This window comes from Streptomyces sp. NPDC058279 (assembly GCF_042881255.1).
Taxonomy (GTDB): domain Bacteria; phylum Actinomycetota; class Actinomycetes; order Streptomycetales; family Streptomycetaceae; genus Streptomyces.
This window is the reverse complement of sequence record NZ_JBHVYA010000001.1, coordinates 277,107-294,091: the sequence shown is the minus strand read 5'-3', so window position 1 is coordinate 294,091 and position 16,985 is coordinate 277,107. Positions and strand designations below refer to the sequence as shown.

The 16,985-nt window shown below is 71.0% G+C and carries 19 protein-coding genes; 8 read left to right on the top strand and 11 right to left on the bottom strand.

The features are described 5' to 3' along the window. Positions 1–3: 3 nt before the first annotated feature. Complete coding sequence (locus ACFVXJ_RS01405; protein WP_389656763.1) at positions 4–1,041, bottom strand: glycoside hydrolase family 26 protein; 1,038 nt, start codon at positions 1,039–1,041, stop codon at positions 4–6. A 428-nt stretch (positions 1,042–1,469) separates the two neighbouring features. Between ACFVXJ_RS01405 and ACFVXJ_RS01400 the strand changes: the two genes are divergently transcribed. The 3 genes from ACFVXJ_RS01400 to ACFVXJ_RS01390 all read left to right on the top strand — a co-directional run bounded on the left by ACFVXJ_RS01400 (position 1,470) and on the right by ACFVXJ_RS01390 (position 3,083). Next, positions 1,470–1,817: a VOC family protein gene (locus ACFVXJ_RS01400; protein WP_389656760.1), complete on the top strand. Its 348-nt coding sequence runs from the start codon at positions 1,470–1,472 to the stop codon at positions 1,815–1,817. 184 nt (positions 1,818–2,001) lie between these two features. Then, complete coding sequence (locus ACFVXJ_RS01395) at positions 2,002–2,538, top strand: hypothetical protein (protein WP_389656757.1); 537 nt, start codon at positions 2,002–2,004, stop codon at positions 2,536–2,538. 170 nt (positions 2,539–2,708) lie between these two features. Beyond that, a complete protein-coding gene (locus ACFVXJ_RS01390; RefSeq protein WP_389656754.1) occupies positions 2,709–3,083 on the top strand; it encodes a VOC family protein in 375 nt (124 codons plus the stop codon). 60 nt (positions 3,084–3,143) lie between these two features. Here the strand turns inward: ACFVXJ_RS01390 and ACFVXJ_RS01385 are convergent, their stop codons facing one another. After that, the gene (locus ACFVXJ_RS01385) at positions 3,144–3,767 is read right to left on the bottom strand and encodes a TetR/AcrR family transcriptional regulator (protein WP_389656751.1); all 624 of its coding nucleotides are present in this window, start codon (positions 3,765–3,767) and stop codon (positions 3,144–3,146) included. Between the two features lie 128 nt (positions 3,768–3,895). On the opposite strand from ACFVXJ_RS01385, the gene ACFVXJ_RS01380 reads away from it, so the two are divergent. Next, the gene (locus ACFVXJ_RS01380) at positions 3,896–4,849 is read left to right on the top strand and encodes an alpha/beta fold hydrolase (RefSeq protein ID WP_389656748.1); all 954 of its coding nucleotides are present in this window, start codon (positions 3,896–3,898) and stop codon (positions 4,847–4,849) included. Between the two features lie 155 nt (positions 4,850–5,004). Here ACFVXJ_RS01380 and ACFVXJ_RS01375 read toward each other — a convergent pair whose 3' ends face one another. After that, positions 5,005–5,754 (bottom strand): MBL fold metallo-hydrolase, encoded by a 750-nt coding sequence (locus ACFVXJ_RS01375; RefSeq protein ID WP_389656745.1) that lies wholly within the window; start codon positions 5,752–5,754, stop codon positions 5,005–5,007. Between the two features lie 117 nt (positions 5,755–5,871). Then, positions 5,872–6,867, bottom strand: coding sequence for a GlxA family transcriptional regulator (locus ACFVXJ_RS01370; protein WP_389656742.1), 996 nt, complete (start codon positions 6,865–6,867; stop codon positions 5,872–5,874). 140 nt (positions 6,868–7,007) lie between these two features. Between ACFVXJ_RS01370 and ACFVXJ_RS01365 the strand changes: the two genes are divergently transcribed. Beyond that, the gene (locus tag ACFVXJ_RS01365; protein ID WP_389656739.1) at positions 7,008–7,280 is read left to right on the top strand and encodes a DUF3253 domain-containing protein; all 273 of its coding nucleotides are present in this window, start codon (positions 7,008–7,010) and stop codon (positions 7,278–7,280) included. Between the two features lie 135 nt (positions 7,281–7,415). Here ACFVXJ_RS01365 and ACFVXJ_RS01360 read toward each other — a convergent pair whose 3' ends face one another. The 6 genes from ACFVXJ_RS01360 to ACFVXJ_RS01335 form a co-directional block, all read right to left on the bottom strand. After that, positions 7,416–8,276: a calcium-binding protein gene (locus ACFVXJ_RS01360; protein ID WP_389656736.1), complete on the bottom strand. Its 861-nt coding sequence runs from the start codon at positions 8,274–8,276 to the stop codon at positions 7,416–7,418. Between the two features lie 212 nt (positions 8,277–8,488). Further along, positions 8,489–9,472 carry a tetratricopeptide repeat protein gene (locus ACFVXJ_RS01355; protein WP_389656732.1) on the bottom strand — a complete coding sequence of 328 codons (984 nt, stop codon included), beginning with the start codon at positions 9,470–9,472 and terminating at the stop codon, positions 8,489–8,491. Between the two features lie 142 nt (positions 9,473–9,614). Then, entirely contained in the window at positions 9,615–9,941 is a 327-nt protein-coding gene (locus ACFVXJ_RS01350; RefSeq protein ID WP_389656729.1) for a transposase, read from the bottom strand. 224 nt (positions 9,942–10,165) lie between these two features. Beyond that, positions 10,166–10,948 carry a hypothetical protein gene (locus ACFVXJ_RS01345; protein WP_389656726.1) on the bottom strand — a complete coding sequence of 261 codons (783 nt, stop codon included), beginning with the start codon at positions 10,946–10,948 and terminating at the stop codon, positions 10,166–10,168. Between the two features lie 410 nt (positions 10,949–11,358). Beyond that, complete coding sequence (locus ACFVXJ_RS01340; RefSeq protein WP_389656723.1) at positions 11,359–12,207, bottom strand: polysaccharide deacetylase family protein; 849 nt, start codon at positions 12,205–12,207, stop codon at positions 11,359–11,361. 201 nt (positions 12,208–12,408) lie between these two features. After that, on the bottom strand, positions 12,409–12,834 hold the full coding sequence (locus ACFVXJ_RS01335) for a DUF2809 domain-containing protein (protein ID WP_389656720.1): 426 nt from the start codon (positions 12,832–12,834) through the stop codon (positions 12,409–12,411). Between the two features lie 250 nt (positions 12,835–13,084). Between ACFVXJ_RS01335 and ACFVXJ_RS01330 the strand changes: the two genes are divergently transcribed. Beyond that, a complete protein-coding gene (locus tag ACFVXJ_RS01330) occupies positions 13,085–14,116 on the top strand; it encodes a hypothetical protein (RefSeq protein ID WP_389656717.1) in 1,032 nt (343 codons plus the stop codon). A gap of 147 nt (positions 14,117–14,263) precedes the next feature. On the opposite strand, the gene ACFVXJ_RS01325 is transcribed toward ACFVXJ_RS01330, so the two are convergent. After that, positions 14,264–14,932 carry a TetR/AcrR family transcriptional regulator gene (locus ACFVXJ_RS01325; RefSeq protein WP_389656714.1) on the bottom strand — a complete coding sequence of 223 codons (669 nt, stop codon included), beginning with the start codon at positions 14,930–14,932 and terminating at the stop codon, positions 14,264–14,266. A gap of 56 nt (positions 14,933–14,988) precedes the next feature. Between ACFVXJ_RS01325 and ACFVXJ_RS01320 the strand changes: the two genes are divergently transcribed. Both ACFVXJ_RS01320 and ACFVXJ_RS01315 read left to right on the top strand, forming a co-directional pair. Then, the gene (locus ACFVXJ_RS01320) at positions 14,989–16,437 is read left to right on the top strand and encodes an MFS transporter (RefSeq protein ID WP_389656711.1); all 1,449 of its coding nucleotides are present in this window, start codon (positions 14,989–14,991) and stop codon (positions 16,435–16,437) included. Continuing rightward, a complete protein-coding gene (locus ACFVXJ_RS01315; protein WP_389656709.1) occupies positions 16,434–16,829 on the top strand; it encodes a cupin in 396 nt (131 codons plus the stop codon). The genes ACFVXJ_RS01320 and ACFVXJ_RS01315 overlap by 4 nt, the downstream gene beginning before the upstream one ends. The last annotated feature ends 156 nt before the right edge of the window (positions 16,830–16,985 follow it).

The following is a 16,985-nucleotide window of genomic DNA, read 5'->3' as shown; positions in this document are numbered from 1 at the left end:
TGATCAGTGCCCCGGCCGGACCTTGCCACGGCCCGTGTCATGAGGGTCGTGGCCCTGCTCGGAGGAGAGGAACTCCCGGAAGACCTCAGCGGAACGCGGGTTCTGGCTGCATTGCCACACGCCGTGCGGGCAGTAGTCGGTGATGCTGTGGTAGAGCGGCTTGTGTTCGGCGATCCATGCCAGCATGTTCCCCATGTAGTCGGGGTTGTCGCCGTTACGGAACAGCCCCCATTCGGGGTACGAGATCGGCTTGCCGTGCGCCTCGGCGAAGTCCACCTGCTGCTGGAGCCCGTAGGGCTGCTTGACCTGGTCCTCGAAGGAACGGCCGGGGGGTTGGTCATAGGTGTCCATACCGATGACATCGACCACGTCGTCGCCGGGGTAGCACCTGGGCCAGGCGATCGCGTCACCGCCGCGGTTGGGGGCGAAGTCGAAAAGGAATTGCTGCCCCTCGACCGAGCGCATCGCCGCCACGATGCGCCGCCAGTACTTCTTCCAGTTCTCGGGGTCGGGCCGGCACCGGTGGGTGTAGTTGAAGCCGTTCATCTCCCAGCCCAGCACGATCACCGTGTCCGGCACGCCGAGACCGACCAGACGTTCGGCCAGCCGCCGGAAGTGTTGGTCGTACGCGCCCCGCGCGCCGGAGCGGAGCAGCTCGGCGACCCGGCCGTCCGGGACACCCGCCTCGTTGTGCTCCAGCATGGGGACGTTCAGGACGAACAGCCGATCGGGCCGCTCGTTGCGCCAACGCGCCCAGCTGCGCAAGGACTCGGGTGCCCCCTCGATGTTCGCCCACGTGTCACCGGGCAGGTAGGTGTGCCCGGCGCGCAGCTCGGTGCCCCCGAGCCAGCGCGAGAGGTCCTCCATCCTGTCGACACCGGGCGAGCCGTAGTGGAGGTACGCGCCCACCGCGACCTCGTCCTCGACGTCTCTGCCGAAACCTTTCTGGGGCGGCGTGGCGAGCGCGCCTCCGGTGACGAGCAGAGCGACAGCGACCGTCGCCGAGCAGGCGCCGGCGAACCGGCGGCCTCGATGGGACATGACGCCTCCCCAAGCTTCGTTGAGCGGTCGGTCTGGCAGCGACGTTAGTCATCACAGCTGAGGATGGGGCTGTCCGGTGTCCCGATACTGGGCCATTCGCGGCAGCCGACGGCTTTCGCTTGCGCCGATCGGGTGGAAAACATCCCCCTCGCCCGCATGTCGCCCGCATGTCGTCGGCCGACAGGTCGGCAGGTCGACCAAGGGCCGCGCGGCCGTCGTGAAACCGGGGCTTCACCGTCACCGGCACGCATGCGGACCGTGTCGGCGTGGACCGGAGGCGTCCCCGCGATGTGGACCTGAACCTTCGTCCGCCCGCGCTGGGCGTGGGCCGGTAGCGAGACGCGGCAGAGCGAGTACGGGCGGCCGCGACATCCTGTAGAACTCCTGGAGAGAAGTAGGAGCACGCTCACTCTGACCTGGAGTCGTCGATGGCCGTTCGCCGTGTCGTGCCCAACATCCAGTCGGGGGCCGCGCAGGAGAGCCGGGAGTTCTATGGCCTGTTGGGCTTCGAGGAGGTCATGAACCACGGCTGGATCATGACTCTCGCCTCCCCGTCCAGCCCGGCGGCGCAGATCAGCGTGATGTCCAATGACAAGACCGCCCCTGTCACCCCTGACATGAGCGTCGAGGTGGACGACGTGGACGCGGCCTACGCGGTCATGAGGGAGAGCGGCGCGGAAATCATCCACCCCTTGCAGGACGAGGAGTGGGGCGTGCGCCGGTTCTTCGTCCGCGACCCCAGCGGACGGGTGGTCAACGTACTCGGCCACCGCTGACGGCCTCTCCTGGGCCGCTTGTTCAGCCGAGGGGCCGGAAGCCGCTGACGGTCGATGTGGCTCGGAGCCTCAACTACCGCTCGTAAGAGGGTTTTTCCTCCCGATGCGGCGGACCTTGTTCGCTCGGCCGTCTACCGTACGGGCATGCCGTGTCGCCTGCCGGTGGTCCACATCAGGAGGATCCGTGTCATCGTCGTATGACCCCCAATACGCTCCCGCCGGTGATGTGGGTGCGGCACTCATGGCCATCGACTCCCGGCTCAAAGCCGTCTACGACGGCAAGTCCGCGACCGATCCCCAACAACGGGTCCTGATGGATCAGTTCATCGCGTCCTTGGGACCCGAGGGAGCCCGCGACCTCGTGGACGGCGCCTGCACGCTCATCTACATGTTCATGACGTGGCTGAGGAAGGCGCACGAGGCCCACGACAAGGACGTCATCGAGTACGTGGTGCCCCACCTCGTGGCCACGATGCGCACGATGCCCAGGAGCGTCCGACCCGAGACCATCCCCACCATGGCCGGCATCGTCATCGCGGCAGGCACCGGCCTGAGTCCCAGCCTGTGGCGCATGCAGTACGGAGACTGGACGGAGGGGGAAATGAACCCCCTGGAGGCCACCGCGTTCCTCCTCGCGGAACACATCAACCGGCTCACCGACGACCGTGACTACGCCACCCGCCTGATCAGCAACGCCCTGTCCGGCGCGGAACAGGACTGATCTGCACCACTCCACTCCACTCCCGTTACCCGCCCCAGGGGCTGCCGGGTGTTCCGGACGCGCCGGCCCGAGCAGCCGCCGGGTGCGTCGTGCATGCCCGCTCCGGCGGTGGGTACGACCCCTTTGTGCGGGAGGGGGCGGAAGCGGTCGAGGGAACGAGGGAGTCGGAAGTGATTCGAAAGCTGCAGGCGGTCGCGCTGGACTGCGCCGATCCGATGCGGCTCGCGGAGTTCTACGCGGGCCTGCTCGGCGGTCGGGTGGTTACGGACCCCGACGATCCCGAGTGGGTCGAGGTGCACGGGTTCGAGGGAACGCCGCTCGCCTGCCAGCGGGTCGACGGCTACCGGCCGCCCGAATGGCCCGGTCAGCAGCGCCCGCAGCAACTCCACCTGGACTTCGATGTGGACGACCTCGACGGGGAGGAGAAGCGGGCGCTCGCCCTCGGCGCGACGGTGTTGGAGCGGACGGATCAGCTCCGGGCGGAGGCCGACTGGCGGGTCTACGCCGACCCGGCCGGGCACCCGTTCTGCTTGTGCCTCCACTGATTCCACTCACTCCACCACTCCACTGACCCCACCGGGCTTCCCCGGGGCATCTGGACCGGGTCAAGCGCGCGGCGGAGTCCGGTCGTTGTCGAAGATCCGGTCGAGGTGGTGCCGGAGTACCGCGACGGCCGACTCCGGCGTCCGCTGGCCCACGAGGATGCTCGTGCCCATGGTCGCCGTCATGGCGAGCAGACTGATCGCCTCCGTGCGCGCGTCGATGCCCGGATCGGCCGTGCCCGACGCCCGTGCCTGTTCGAGCAAGCCGGTCAGCGCGTTCTCGGCGGCGTCGGGGTTGTCGATGAACGGCTGTGCGGCGAGCGCCTCGTCGGTCACGGACAGGATCGAGTAAGAGCTGTACAGGAGATGGAAGGTACGGCTCTCCGCGTCGGTCGGCAGGGAGGCCAGCAGCAGTGCCTCGGTCGTGGCCCGTGGGCCCGGATCCGGGCCGGCGGCGGCAAGGCGAGCGCCGACGCGCGCGGTGAAGCGGTCGGTGAGGTGCTGGAGCCCGTAGAAGAGCAGCTTCTCCTTGGTCTGGAAGTAGTACTGCACGAGCCGGAGTGACACTCCGGCCTCCGCGGCCACGTCGCGCATGCCGACGGCGTGCAGTCCGCGCCGTCCGGCGACCTGGATCAGGGCCTCGGCGATCTGGGTGCGCCGTTCCTCGTGGTCCACGCGCTTCGGCATGTGCCGTGCCTCCGCTTGTCAGTGGTGAATTCCGGGCCCGGCCGTGCCGAACCCTCTTCATGGTACCGCCGTACCAACAACGTGGTACGGTCGTATCACAAAGAACGATCGTCCCCAGGAGGTGCCCCGTGCCCGAGAACAGCACCCGAGTGCGTCGCGACGTCGGTCGCTACGTCAACGACACCCTGCGCGAGCGCTACTTCGCCGCCTGCGACGCCGTCTACGCGCTGGGCGCCGCCGCCGATTCGGAGACGGACGTGGAAACGAGCTTCGGCACCACGCACGTCTACCGGTACCTCCCCGCGGACCCGGCTGCCCGTTCCCGTACGCCGATCGTCCTGATACACGGCTCGGGCGGTTGCTCCGCCCAGTGGTACCCCAACACCCCCGCGCTCAGCGCCGAACGCCCTGTCTACGCACTCGACACCCCCGGGGACCCCGGACGCAGCGTCCACCGGGAGCCCATGTGGCAGCCCGAGCGCGCCGCCCAGTGGATGGACGAGGCACTTGACGCCCTCGGCCTCGACCGGTTCCACCTGGTCGGCTCGTCCTACGGAGGCTGGCTGGTCATCAACCAGGCGCATCTGCGGCCCGGCCGGCTCGCCTCGGTCACCGCCCTCGACCCGGGCGGCCTGGAGAAGGTGGGCCTGCGCTTCTTCGTCTGGATCTTCGCCAGCCTCTTCGCCACCTTCGCCCCGAAGGCACTGCGCCCGCGCCTCGCCGCCTGGCTGGAGCAGCCCGTCCTCGTCGTACCGGAGCTGCGCACGATGATCCAGACCGGAGTGCGGGCGTTCCGCGTCCGCCGTCCCGCCCCGCTACCGCTTTCCGACGGGGAACTGGGCTCCATCCGGACGCCGTTCTACCTCATCATGGGCAAGCGGAGCCTGCTCGTACACCCGAAACTTCAACTCGAACGCGTACCGCGCCTGATCCCCGGAGCCCGGGCCGAGATCATCGCCGCAACCGGCCACGGACCGCAGATCGACCACCCGGACCTGGTCAACGCCCGTATGCTGCGGTTCATGGACGACATCGACTCCCTCGACCCGGTGGCGACCCGGGGGGCCGGCGACCGGATGTAGGAGCCGGCCACGCGGTCTCGTCGGTGGGGGAACAGCGGCGACACGGCCGCCTCCGAGCTGCTGTTCCAGTACGTCACGCGGGCCTTGTCGTCGACGTATACACCGCCTTTGGCGGTAACGGTTCCGTCGCTCGTCCGCCGAGAACCCGCCCTACGTCAGCTCACGTCGCGGATGTGGAGACGGCCGCGAGCCGCCCGGCCCGACAAGCGTCGTCCTTCCCGCTCCGCCCAGCGCCGGACGCGTTCGGGGTCGAGCGGGACGCCGTGGCCGACGTGGAGCTTCGTGGGGTTCAGGGCGAGCATCGCGCGCAGGCTGGCCAGGTTGCGCAGGGGGTCGTCGTGGAAGGGCGGGTTGGCGGGTTTGCCGGGGATGAGGCCCATGAAGGAGTTCGCCACGAGGTCGCCCGCCACGAGGTCCCCCTGCTCGGTGAGGACGGACACGGAACCTGCCGTGTGCCCCGGGGTGGCCATGATGCGGGCCGCGAGCCCGAAGTCCGCCAGATCGGTGTCACCGCTGATCAGGATCTCCGGGCGGAAGGGTTCGGCGGCGACGTGCAGCCTCCTGTTCCGGTTCAGCAGGCGGCCCATGGGGCCGGTCGGCAGATAGGGCCTGCGGGCCCTGCCGCTACGGAAGGGCTCCAGGTCGGCGACGTGGCCGGCGATCGGCGCACCGGTCAGGCCGTGCAACTCGGCGGCCGAGCCGAAGTGGTCGATGTGTCCGTGGGTGATGACGATCAGGGCGAGGTCGCCGGGGTTGACGCCGTGGTCGGCGATCCGGTCGTGGATCAGGCGGCCGCTACCCGGTGTTCCCGCGTCGACGAGGACGGGTCGCCGGCCGAGCAGCAGATAGGCGTTGACCGCGTGCTTGCCGAGCACCGGTATCGGAATGATCTTCGTGTGGGACACGGGGGCCTTTCGGGTACGAGCGGACGTGGGCATGCCGGGTGTCCCCGCCGACCGGCGGGGCAGAGGTGAGGGAAGAAGGGGCGGACGGGGCGGAAAGGGGAAGCGGGGCGGGTGGCTTCAGCGGAAACGGCGGCGGTATGCGGCCGGGGTGGTTCCCATACGGCGCTGGAAGACCCGGTGGAAGGTTTGCGGGGAGCCCAGTCCGCACGCGGCTGCGACCTGCGGCAGAGCGGCGTCGCTCTCTTCGAGGAGCCGACGGGCGGTCTCCAGCCGGGCGGATTCCACGTACGCGGCCGGCGTGGTGCCGGTGCGCTGCGCGAAGAGCCGGGAAAAGTGGCGGGTGCTGAGACTGGCGCGCCGGGCGAGCGCCTCGGCGGAGAGGTCCGCGTCGGGGTGCTCGGTGATCCACTGGCGCAACTCGCCGATCCGGTCGCGGGTGGCTCCGTCCCAGGTGCGCTCCTGGACCGAGAGCGGGACGCTGAACTGGCTCTGTCCGCCCGATCGTTTGACGTACATCACCATCATGCGGGCGGCGGCCAGCGCGAGGGCAGGACCGTGGTCCTCTGCCACCATGGCCAGCGCCATGTCCATCCCGGAGGTGATGCCGGCGCTGGTCCACAGCGAACCGGAGCGGACGAAGATCGAATCGGGTTCGACGCGGACCTCGGGGTGAGCGGCGGCCAGCTCAGCCGTCGTGAGCCAGTGCGTCGTGGCGGACCGGCCGTCCAGCAGGCCCGCCTGGGCCAGGAGATGCGCGCCGGCGCACACCGAGCCGGTGCGGCCCGCGCGGGGCACCGCCGTACGCAGCCAGTCCGTGACGACGGGGTCGACGACCGCCCGGATTCCGCCTCCCTTCGGGCGGGTGACCGCACCGGACACCAGCAGGGTGTCGACCCGGTCGTCGACCTCGTCCAGCCGCAGGTCGGCAAGGAGGCGGATGCCGCTGGAGGTGGCGACGGCGCGGCCGTCCGCTGTCGCGATCTCGACGGTGTACCGGCGGTGTTCGTCCTCGGCGACCCGGGAGGCCACCGAAAAGACCTCGGCGGGCCCTGTGACGTCCAGGAGCTCCACGCCGGGGAAGGCGACGATGACGACGCGGTGAGGTGCGGGCATGCGTCGATCCTCACCCCGCGCCGTCATGTCCGCAATGACGAGGTCGTCTCAGATCCGGACATCGGGGGAGCGGGCTGCGTGCTCGTCCCCTGTACCCGTCCCGTCGCCTCCTGATTCGCGTCGGGTGCGACACTGACGGAGTGACGGACAGCGAACGGCAGACGGATCGACGCCTGGAGCGAACCATCCTGGAGTTGCTGGACCGTCGTGGCCCGACCGCGACGATCTGTCCCTCCGACGCGGCTCGGGCGGTGTACGAAGGCGACGACGACGGCTGGCGCGCGCTCATGGAACCGGCCCGCCGTGCGGCGCGGCGACTGGTCGCGTCCGGCGAGGTCGAGATCACCCAGGCCGGTCGCCCGGTGGAGCCGACGAAAGCCCGCGGCCCGATCCGTATCCGCCGCGCCCGCTGACACACCCCGGGCGCGGCTTCGGCGCAGTCCGGAACTCCGGTCGGCCGGCGGCGTCGGTCAGTCCACGGGGACACCCCGGGGCCGGGGCGCGGCGATGGTTTCGCGGCGATGACCGGCCGGGCCGCCGCTGCGCGGCTACGGGACGTTCGTCGTGGTCTCGCACCGGACGGCGACGTCGATCCCCGCGCTGCCGTCGCAGGCGTCCGGCGCGTCGTCACCGCCGTCGAGGACGTCGTCGCCGCCCTCCGCCTCGGGCGTCGGCGCCGGCTGCTGATGGGGCGTCACCACGATGGGCGTGGAGGGCGTGGAGGAAGCGGGGGAGGGGCCGGCGGGGCGTTCCTGGCGAGTGCCGTCGTCCTTGCCGTGTGCGGCGTGCCCGGAGTCGCTGTCCCCGATGAGGGTGTCGGTGCCGGGGCCGCCCAGGAGCACGTCCTTGCCGTGGCCGGTGGCCGTACCCTCGGCGGAGGAATCGCCGGTGATGCTGTCGTTGCCGGGTCCTCCGTCGAGGACGTCCGTGCCGCCGCCCGAGGCGTTGATGCCGCCCCGGCTGTCACCGATCATGGCGTCGTCACCCTCCTCGCCGAAGAGGATGTCGTTCCCGCCTCCCGACGCGCTGCCGCCGAAGGCCATGCTGTCCCCGCCCATGCGGTCGTCGCCCGGGCCGCCGAAGAGGATGTCGTCGCCCCCGCCGTCGGCGGGGGCACCCCTGGTGATCAGGTCACCGCGGATGAGGTCGGCGCCCTCGCCGCCTTCGATCCGGTCGTCACCCAACCCGCCCGCGAGGGTGTCGGTCCCCGCGAGACCGCAGATCAGGTCGTTCCCGCCACGCCCGTTGATGACGTCGGCGCCCGCGGACCCGATGATGACATCGTCGCCCTCGGTCCCATTGATCGTGCTCGCTCCGGTGATGGTCGCCGCGCGTCCGAAGCAGGTGGCCACCGGCGTGTCGGCGGCGGCTGCCGGGAGGCCGAGCGAGAGCAACAAAGCCGCCGTCAACGACGTGAGTTTTCGGCCAGGCACGGGGACCTCCGGTCGTCGGACAAGCGGCAGCCTAGGATTTCCGTGGGAACATAGGGGGTGAATCGCCCTGTGTACAAAGACCGGCCCCGATGTTGGGGTGCCGTACCCTCCCTTGGCCCAGCAGGAGTCGGGGAAAGCGCACTGCGCCGCCCCGCTTCCCAGGGGCGCCGACTTCGTGGGGCGAAGCGTCAGCCGGTGTGAATGCGGCGGGCGGCGGCCACCAGCTCGGCGGGCAGCCCGGGGCCGGCGCAGGCGTGATCGATCAGCAGGCGCAGGTACGAGTCGGCCGGCAGCTTCGGTGCCAGTTCGACGAGTTCGTTCAGGTCGGCCGGTGAGCCGGTGAGCCGTGCCCGATAGGCGGCTCCGGCCGCGCGCAGTGTGAGCTCGGTCGGCTCGTGCCGCATTCCCTCATCGGCCAGCCGGACGGCGGCGCCGAAGTCGCCCTGTTCGGCGTGTAGGTCGGCCAGATCGAGGTAGAGCGACCAGTTGGTCGGATCCAGGGCAAGAGCTCGCTCGAACGCGGCCGCGGTCTGGCCGGTATCCCCCAGCTTGCGCCACGTACCCGCTCGTACGACCTCCGTCAGCATGCTCCGCTCAATGGAGTCCGCCTGGTCGCAGAGGGCGAACGACGCGTCGGTGCGACCGCACGCCCGCAGGAAAATGGCGAACTTGGCCAACGCGTTCGGCGACGGCCGACGGGCAGAGACGGTGTCGATGGCATGGAACCAGGGCGCGAGCCGCTCCGGCATGCCTTCGACGTCCAGCTGGTGCCCGCGGTCCATCGTCCGCATGGCGGCTTCCGCGAACGCGTCGGCAGTCACCGCCCCGAGAAAGCGTTCGTCACTGAACCAGGCGGCCTTGGCCCAGGCGATGTCCGGTCTCGCTCCGGTGACGGATCCGATCGCCAGTGCCGCGTCATCCATGTCGCCCTGAAGGAAACTGATGTACGACCGGGCCGACACCGCGCTCAAGGAGTTGCTGTCCCGGACGACCTCGGCCAGCCCCGACGCCTCGTCCCGCCACAACTCGGCGAGAACGGTATAGGGCTCGGGGTTCTCGGGCGCGGAGGCGATGGCGCCTCCCAGATGGTGCACGGCCGCCGCCGGGTTGCCCGCGCAGTGCGCCAACACGCGCGCGAGACCTATTCCGGTTGCTGCCACCTGATTCGCCATCGTCCGAGGGTATCCGCGATCCGGCCACCTGCCGGCCCGGCCCCTGGGGTGATGCGTGCACCCCGGGGCGGGGCGGGGGGCGGCGGTGGCCAGTTGGTGGTGCCTGCCCGGTGGGCCCCGCTCAGCGCCCGTGGGTGAGGGTTCAGGTGAGCCAGGGGGTGTTCCAGTCATCGACGGTCTCCGCGGCCGTACGGGTGTTCTGGGTGTCACCCGGAACCGGGCGGCTGGTGGCGAGAGCGGTGAGGATGTTCTGCCATGTGCCGTCGATTTTCCACAGCCGCAGCCGTTCGGCGCAGCGGTGCCAGGAACCGTATCGGGTGGGCAGGTCCTGCCAGCGGCGGCCGGTGGTCTGCTGCCACAGCATGCCGTCGATCATGATCCGGTAGTTCGGCCCGGAGGGCCCGCAGCGCGGCAGCAGGGCCTGGACAGCGGCCCATTCACGGTCGTCGAGGTCGGTGGTTTCGTTCACACCGGTCCAACGACCCTGCCATCGTCCGGGTACGTTTCTGCGGCCCGAGTTCCTGTTGGCCGTCGGCGCGCCGTCGGGACCGACCCGCGGCGGGCAAGTCCCTTCCCGGCAGCCGCTGTATCGTCCGCCGGCATCGTAGCCGAGCGGCCTTCCCCTTTCGGGGCCGCCACGTGCGGTTCACTTCGTTCGAACCGCGCCCGAAGCGGCCGGTGTCGGTGCGAAGGTCAGCCGTCGATGTCGCGGCGGGTGGTCGCGAAGTAGGCGACGAGGGCGACGATGGCCAGGGTCCAGCCGGCCGTGACCGGGCCCAGGCCGAGGTCCAGGCCGCCGCGGGTGCGCGAGACCGCCATCCAGTCGGCGAAGGAGGCACCCAACGGGCGGGTGAGGACGTACGCGGACCAGAAGGCGGCCACCGCACCCAGGCCGAGCCGGGCGTGGGCGAGGGCCGGGACGGCGATCAGCGCCGTGAAGACCAGGCCGGAGGCGAGGTAGCCGAGATGGAAGTTGGTGGCCGTGAGGTCACCGGCGGCGGTGCCGAGCGCGAAGGTGGCGAGCACCGTCGCCCAGTAGAACGCCTCCCGGCGCCGGGTGTTGATGCTGTGCACCGAGAGCGTGCGCTCGGTCGCGTACCAGACCCCGAAGATCGCCGCGAGGACGAGCATGAAGGCGGGCGTGGCCTCCGTGTACGGGACGCCGAGGCCGACGTGCAGCACATCGGCCGCCATCGTGCCGAAGACGCTCACCATGACGACGGTCGTCCAATAGACCCAGGCCACGTACCGGTTGAGCCGGAACTGCACGGCAAGGGATATGGCCAAGGCCACCGCGCCGAGCGCGACCGCGATCATCGGGTCCATCACATGGGCGAGGAAGTCCGACGCCGTCTCGCCCATTCCGGTGGTCAGCACCTTGATGACCCAGAACAGGGCGGTGACTTGGGGAACCTTGTTCATCGTCCGCCGGACGGGCACGGACGGGCCGCCCTGCCGGAGTTGCGCTGTCGTCATGAGCGGCACAATGACATAGGGCCGCTACGTCTACAAGTTTGTAGACAGAAGCTCGGTGGGTCGATATGGTCGGGACCGGCCTCAGGGCGTAAGGCCCGTACCCCCATGGCTCGCGAAGCCGTGCAGGGCTGCCGTCGAAGCGCCGCCCATCGACTCCGCCGAACGCATCACAAGGAACGCCGGCGCGATCAACTCCCCACTGCACACTGCACACTTCACAGCCGCAAGCCGAGACGCACCTGGCGTCGCGTTCCCCTCGGCGCAGCCCGCGATGAAGCAAGTGATGGCACGGCACGCGAATCTGTTCGCAACCCGGCTGATCGACCCGTCGCGTACCGAGCATCGTGGGGCGGACTTGCCACCCGCGCACCCGATCAGGCACACACCGGGCCGTGCCTGGCAGGGAGGCGCTACGGGGTGGTGCGGGCCGGGAAGGTGAAGGTGTAGCCCCGCGCGGTGAGCCAGGGCAGGTACTTCTTCAGCGCGGCGACGGTCTGGCTGCGGTCGCCGCCCCCGTCGTGAAAGAGGACGGTCGGCTGTTGCGGCAGCTTGTCCTCCACGGCGGCCACGATGGCCGGCAGACCCGGACGGCTCCAGTCCTTGGGGTCCACGCTCCAGCCCAGGGGACGCATCCCGCTCGCGGCGGCGATCGCGCGACTGTCGGGGGTGAAGGCACCGCCCGGCGCCCGGTAGTAGGTGACGGCGACGCCCGGGGCGGCCGCCTCGATCATGGCCTTGCCGTCGAGTATCTGTTGCTGCTGGTAGGCCACGGGCTTGTGGTCCATCGTCACGTCGTGGTCGACGGAGTGGTCGCACAGCTGGTGGCCGTCCGCGGCGACGGCGCGCACCAGCGCCGGGTACTTCCGTGCCTGGGTGCCGATCATGCAGAAGGTGGCCTTGACGTGGTTCTCCCGCAGCACCTGGAGCACCTGCGGGGTCCAGCGCGGGTCGGGGCCGTCGTCGATGGTGATGGCGATGTCGTGGCCCGGGCCCTGGGCCAGCCGGGAGATCCCCAGCGGGATCCGGGTGGCGCTACGGGCCGACTCCACGGCGTTGGCGGCCGGGCGGTGGCCGGCGTAACCATCGGTGACTGCGGGGCGGTGGCCGGCGTGACCATCGGTGGCCGGGGGGCGGTGGCCGGCGGAACCATCGGTGGCGGCGGCGGCCGGTGCGACCGCAGCCGTCAGGAGCCCGAGGACGGCCGCCGCCACGGCGGAACCCGCCCGCCGACGACGTACGGAACTGCTGGTGCTGCCCATCGACGCGCCTTTCCTTTGCCCTCGACCCCGGTCTCGCGAAGCCACGCTGCCGATCCAGGCTAGGTCATCGCTTCCGGCCCTTTCCGCCACCGAACGGCCCGAGGAGCGGCCCGGTTCGACCGCCGACCCCGCCCCTGTGCGGGCGCGCGACGGGTCGGTTCTCCGGCGGGTGCCACAACAGGAGGTCGGGGGTGAGATGCGTCACGTCCGGCGGCGGTGCGCACCGAGCGAGGTGTGAATGCCCCAGCCCACAGCCGCACCGACCGCGTACCAGAACAGGTCGGGCGCGTTGAACGTGGAGCCGAGGATCAGGCGGGCGACCGTGCTGTGCGCCGAGAGCGCCGCCGGTACGGGACCGAGCTGAAGGAGTTCGACGGCCCAGCTGACCGCCAGCGCGGTTCCTGCTGCCCGTGAGGGCGTCATCCGGGGTGCGACCAGGACGACGAGGGTCAGGAGCAGGACGGTGTACAGCGCGTCCCCGCCGTACTTGGTCACACTGCCCGTCGCCGCGGCCCGCAGCCCGAGCCCCGCGCCGACGGTGACCGCCGCGGCCGCGGCGGCCGACAGGCGGGCCCGTACGGGGTCGGCTCCGACGGGGTGGGCGCGGGTTCCGGTGTCGAGGTGCACGCCCCTATCCTGCCGGGGCCCCGTGGCAGCGCTGCGGGAGCCCTGCCGCAGGGGGCGGCGGGACGGAGAAGAGGACGGAGCAGCGGGGGGAGGACTGCGTACGGTCAGTCGCTCCGCGCACTGCGTCGCGGCCGCGGCCGAACACCGGGGCGGGGCCGTACGGGCTCGCTCGTCACACGGGGCCCATGCCGGGAGAAACCGGAAGCCATCCCGGACGGTCCCCGGAGACGGGCCGTATATGGTCGCGTGCATGCCGAGGACCACACCGCCGCGCCCGCTCGATGTCGAGGAACTGTTCCCGGAACTGGCGGCGTACCGGGGCACCACCACGCGGCTCCACCCCCGCCCGGGACGACCGGACACGGTGGACAGTTCCGTGGGCGGTCCGCTGCTGTGGCCGGCGGACGAACCCTGGCCGGTGTGCACCGAGCCCCACCACCACACACGCGGCCGGCGTCCGGCGGACATCCACCGGCAGCGGCGCATCCTGGCTTCCGCATGGCTCCGCGAACCGAACCCCGGCCCCACGGACGAGGAACGGCGTCTGCTGGAGCAACTGGGGCAGAGACACCGGGTCCAAGAAGCTTCCGCGAACGATCCGTTGCCCCTGATCGGTGTCGCGCAGCTCTACCGGAGGGACATCCCCGACCTGCCGCCGGGGCCGGACGACTGCGATCTGCTGCAGGTCTTCTGGTGCCCCTTCGACGCGCACGGCCCGACCGGCCACGGCATGCTGATCGACCTGCGCTGGCGTCGGTCGTGGGAGGTCACCGCGGTGCGGGCGGCACCGCCACAGCCCCGGGTCGTCGGCTACGAGGGATACCTGCCCGAGGCGTGCGTCCTGCACCCGGAGCAAGTGGCCACCTACCCGTTCGCCGGCCTGCTCCCGGAGGACCTGTGCGCCAGGATCGACGCATGGGAAGAGGCTCTGGAGGAGCAGGCCGAACAGTCGGCGGACGACGACGCGGCCTCGCCCCCGGCCTACCAGTACGACCTGTCCATCCCGCCGGGCTGGCGCGTCGGCGGGTTCGCCTCCTGGCACGCCACCGATCCGTCCCCCATGGACTGCCGGACCTGCGCGACCCCCATGCACCTGCTGCTGACCATCGACAGCTCGGAATGGGACGGCGGCAGCGGTAGCTGGAAGCCGTTGGAAGACCAGGGCCTGCCGGCGCACCCGTCCGCCACTCCGACCGAGGTCACGGTGGGACGCTGGGGCGAACTCAACGTCTTCGCCTGCCCGCGACAACCCGGCCACCCGCACCGCTGGAGCATCCAGTAGGCCACCGGGCCACGCGGGGCACGGCCGGCGCCCGCCCCGCTTGAGCGGAATCGTCTCCCGGTCCCCGTCTCCCGTCTCCCGTCCGCCGTCCGACGGCCGGCGGAACATCGGCATGCCGGCCGGCCGCGGCTGGGTTTCCACGGCTCGTCAGCGGGCGGCGACGAGGCCGTCCACCAGGGCGCGGAGGCCGTCCAGGTAGGTGTCCTCGCCGGTCAGCGGTTCCCAGCGGTCCGCGACCTGCGCCAACCTGGGCAGCTCGCCGGGGTCGAGGGCGGCGAAGACGTGCTCCCGGTAGGTCGCACGGTCGTCGTCTGCGCGCCGCCGGGCCGCCGTCACCCGGACGATGATCTCGCCGGCGGTGTAGTACCAAATCGCGCGGTAACCGTGCACCGCCCGCTCGGGGGACAGCCCGCATTCGACCATGCCGTCGACGATCTGCTCGACGAACCACAGCGCTGACGTGGACATCAGGTCGTCGGCGGTCAGCACCTCCACGATCCAGGGACACGCGGCGAGCGCTTCGTGGATCGCGGCGGCGGCGGCGACGATCCGCTCGCGCGGGTGGGCGGGCAGTTCGGGTCGGCGCAGCGCCCGCGCGGCGTAGTCGTCCAGCAACAGGACGAGCAGCTCTTCCTTGTTGCGCACGTGGTGGTAGAGCGCCATCGGCGTACTGCCGATCTCGCTGGCCAGCCGACGCATGGTCAGCCGTTCCACGCCCTCCTCGGTCACGATCCGACGGGCCGTCCCGATGACCTCCTCGCGGGAGATGCGGGGAGGTCGACCAGGGGATTTACGCGGTGCGGACGGCTGCGGCATGCCCCCATCATTCCGCAGGTGTCGACAACGCCGATCCCCGGCGCTAGTTTTCTTACATGTATAAAAACTTGCGCGGGCGACCCGGAGTGGTGCTGGCGGCGGCGGCCGTCGCCCAGTTCGTCTTCGCCCTGGACATGTCGGTGGTCAACGTCGCCCTGCCCGCGATCCGCACCGCGCTGGGATTCGCGCCCCTCGACCTGTCGTGGATCGTGCACGTGTACGCGCTCACGTTCGGCGGACTCCTGCTCCTGGGCGGCCGGGCTTGTGACTTGTACGGCCACCGCCGGCTCTTCCTGGCGGGCTTGGCCGTGTTCGGACTGTGCTCCCTGGTGGGCGGAGTTGCCCAGGCGCCCTGGCAACTGATCGCCGCCCGGGCCGGTCAGGGGGTGGGTGCCGCCGCTGCCGCCCCGGCCGCGCTGGGGATGCTCACGACCACTTTCCCCGAGGGCCCTCGGCGTGTCCGGGCGCTCGGGGTGTGGAGCGCGGTGAACGCCGCGGGGGGAGCGCTGGGGGTGCTGGCAGGTGGTCTGCTGACCGAGTACGTGGGGTGGCGCTGGGTGATGCCGGTCAACCTGCCCGTCGTGGCGGCGGCTCTCGCGCTGGTCCTGACGGGTGTGGCCGCCGGGGCACGGCCCGACCGGCGCGAGAAGGTGGACGTGCTCGGCGCTGTCCTGGCGACCGGCGGAGTCGGGCTGCTGGTGTTCGGTGTCGTCCGTACCGACGCCCGAGGCTGGGGGTCCCCGGCCACCGTGGCGACCCTCGCCGCCGCGGCGGTGCTCCTGGTCGCCTTCACCTTCGCCGAATCCAGGGCGCCCGCACCGCTGTTGCGCCTCGGCCTGTTGCGCAGTCGTTGGGTGGCCGGCGCCAACGTGCTGGTCTTCCTGGCCGCGGCCGGGCAGTTCGCGGCGTTCTACTTCGCGTCCCTGTACATGCAGCAGGTCCTGGGCATGGGTGCCGCGGCGACGGGCGCCGCGTTCCTGCCGTTCTCCGTGAGCCTGGTCGTGGGCACCGTCGTCGCGACCCGCGTCACCGCGACACGCACGCCCCGAGCCGCCCTGGCTCCCGGCGCCCTGCTGGCCGCCGCGGGCTTGGCCTGGTTCGCCTTCATCAGTCCGCGAGGCGGCTTCCTCACCGACGTGCTCGGTCCCTGCGTCATCACCGGCATCGGCGTCGGGCTGGTTCTGGCCCCGGTCGTCGCCGCCGCCACCACCGGTGTCGCGTCCCACGAGGCCGGCATGGCCTCCGGCCTCTTCAACAGCTCCCGGCAACTCGGCGGCTGCGTCGGCCTGGCCGCCCTGGCCACCATCGCCGCACTCCGCACCGGTTCCGCCACCGGCCCCGTCGCCCTCAACGACGGCTACGCCCTGGGCCTTGGCGTCACCGCCGGGCTCTTCGTACTGGCGGCGGTCGTGGCGATCGGGGTGTTGCCCCACCGCCGGGCCGCCTCGCCCGACCCGCGACCTGCCGCCCCCGCGAACCACCGACTGGAAGGAACGCCATCATGACGACCACCCCCATCGACCTGTTCGCCTCCGCGCTGCGGTTCCGTCCCAACGGCGACGTCCGAGCCGCCGAACGGCAGATGGCGAGCGGCGACTCCGACGCCTGGCAGATCGCCACCTTCCACGTGGAGACCGACGCCGATGTCCACGCCGACCACTGGGAGATGCACCCGGAGGCCGACGAGGCGGTGTGTTGCCTGACCGGGGGCGCCCGCCTCTATTTCCGAGCCACCACGACCGGCGGCGCCGAGGACATGGTGCGGCTACAGCCGGGCACCGCGGTGATCGTCCCTCGCGGCCGCTGGCACCGCCTGGAGCTGAACGCCCCCAGCGACCTGATGTCGATCACCCTCCGCCACGGGACGCGCCTCGAAAGGCGAACCGACGCCCGCTGACGGAGAGGTGGCCCGACAGCGTCGCTGCCGGGCCACCACCACAAGCCTCCGCCCGTCTGTCAGAGGTCAGCGATATACAGGCGGCCTGATCAACTGCCCCGATCCCGAACGCAATTGCGGCGTTGGCCCTACCGGGATCGGTGGCTCCTGACAACA

Coding starts and splice junctions, on each gene's coding strand:
- ACFVXJ_RS01315 (WP_389656709.1), top strand. CDS start 16,434: ATGACGACCACCCCCATCGACCTGTTCGCCTCCGCGCTGCGGTTCCGT.
- ACFVXJ_RS01345 (WP_389656726.1), bottom strand. CDS start 10,948: ATGACGACAGCGCAACTCCGGCAGGGCGGCCCGTCCGTGCCCGTCCGG.
- ACFVXJ_RS01405 (WP_389656763.1), bottom strand. CDS start 1,041: ATGTCCCATCGAGGCCGCCGGTTCGCCGGCGCCTGCTCGGCGACGGTC.
- ACFVXJ_RS01355 (WP_389656732.1), bottom strand. CDS start 9,472: ATGGCGAATCAGGTGGCAGCAACCGGAATAGGTCTCGCGCGCGTGTTG.
- ACFVXJ_RS01370 (WP_389656742.1), bottom strand. CDS start 6,867: ATGCCCGCACCTCACCGCGTCGTCATCGTCGCCTTCCCCGGCGTGGAG.
- ACFVXJ_RS01385 (WP_389656751.1), bottom strand. CDS start 3,767: ATGCCGAAGCGCGTGGACCACGAGGAACGGCGCACCCAGATCGCCGAG.
- ACFVXJ_RS01325 (WP_389656714.1), bottom strand. CDS start 14,932: ATGCCGCAGCCGTCCGCACCGCGTAAATCCCCTGGTCGACCTCCCCGC.
- ACFVXJ_RS01400 (WP_389656760.1), top strand. CDS start 1,470: ATGGCCGTTCGCCGTGTCGTGCCCAACATCCAGTCGGGGGCCGCGCAG.
- ACFVXJ_RS01330 (WP_389656717.1), top strand. CDS start 13,085: ATGCCGAGGACCACACCGCCGCGCCCGCTCGATGTCGAGGAACTGTTC.
- ACFVXJ_RS01320 (WP_389656711.1), top strand. CDS start 14,989: ATGTATAAAAACTTGCGCGGGCGACCCGGAGTGGTGCTGGCGGCGGCG.
- ACFVXJ_RS01340 (WP_389656723.1), bottom strand. CDS start 12,207: ATGGGCAGCACCAGCAGTTCCGTACGTCGTCGGCGGGCGGGTTCCGCC.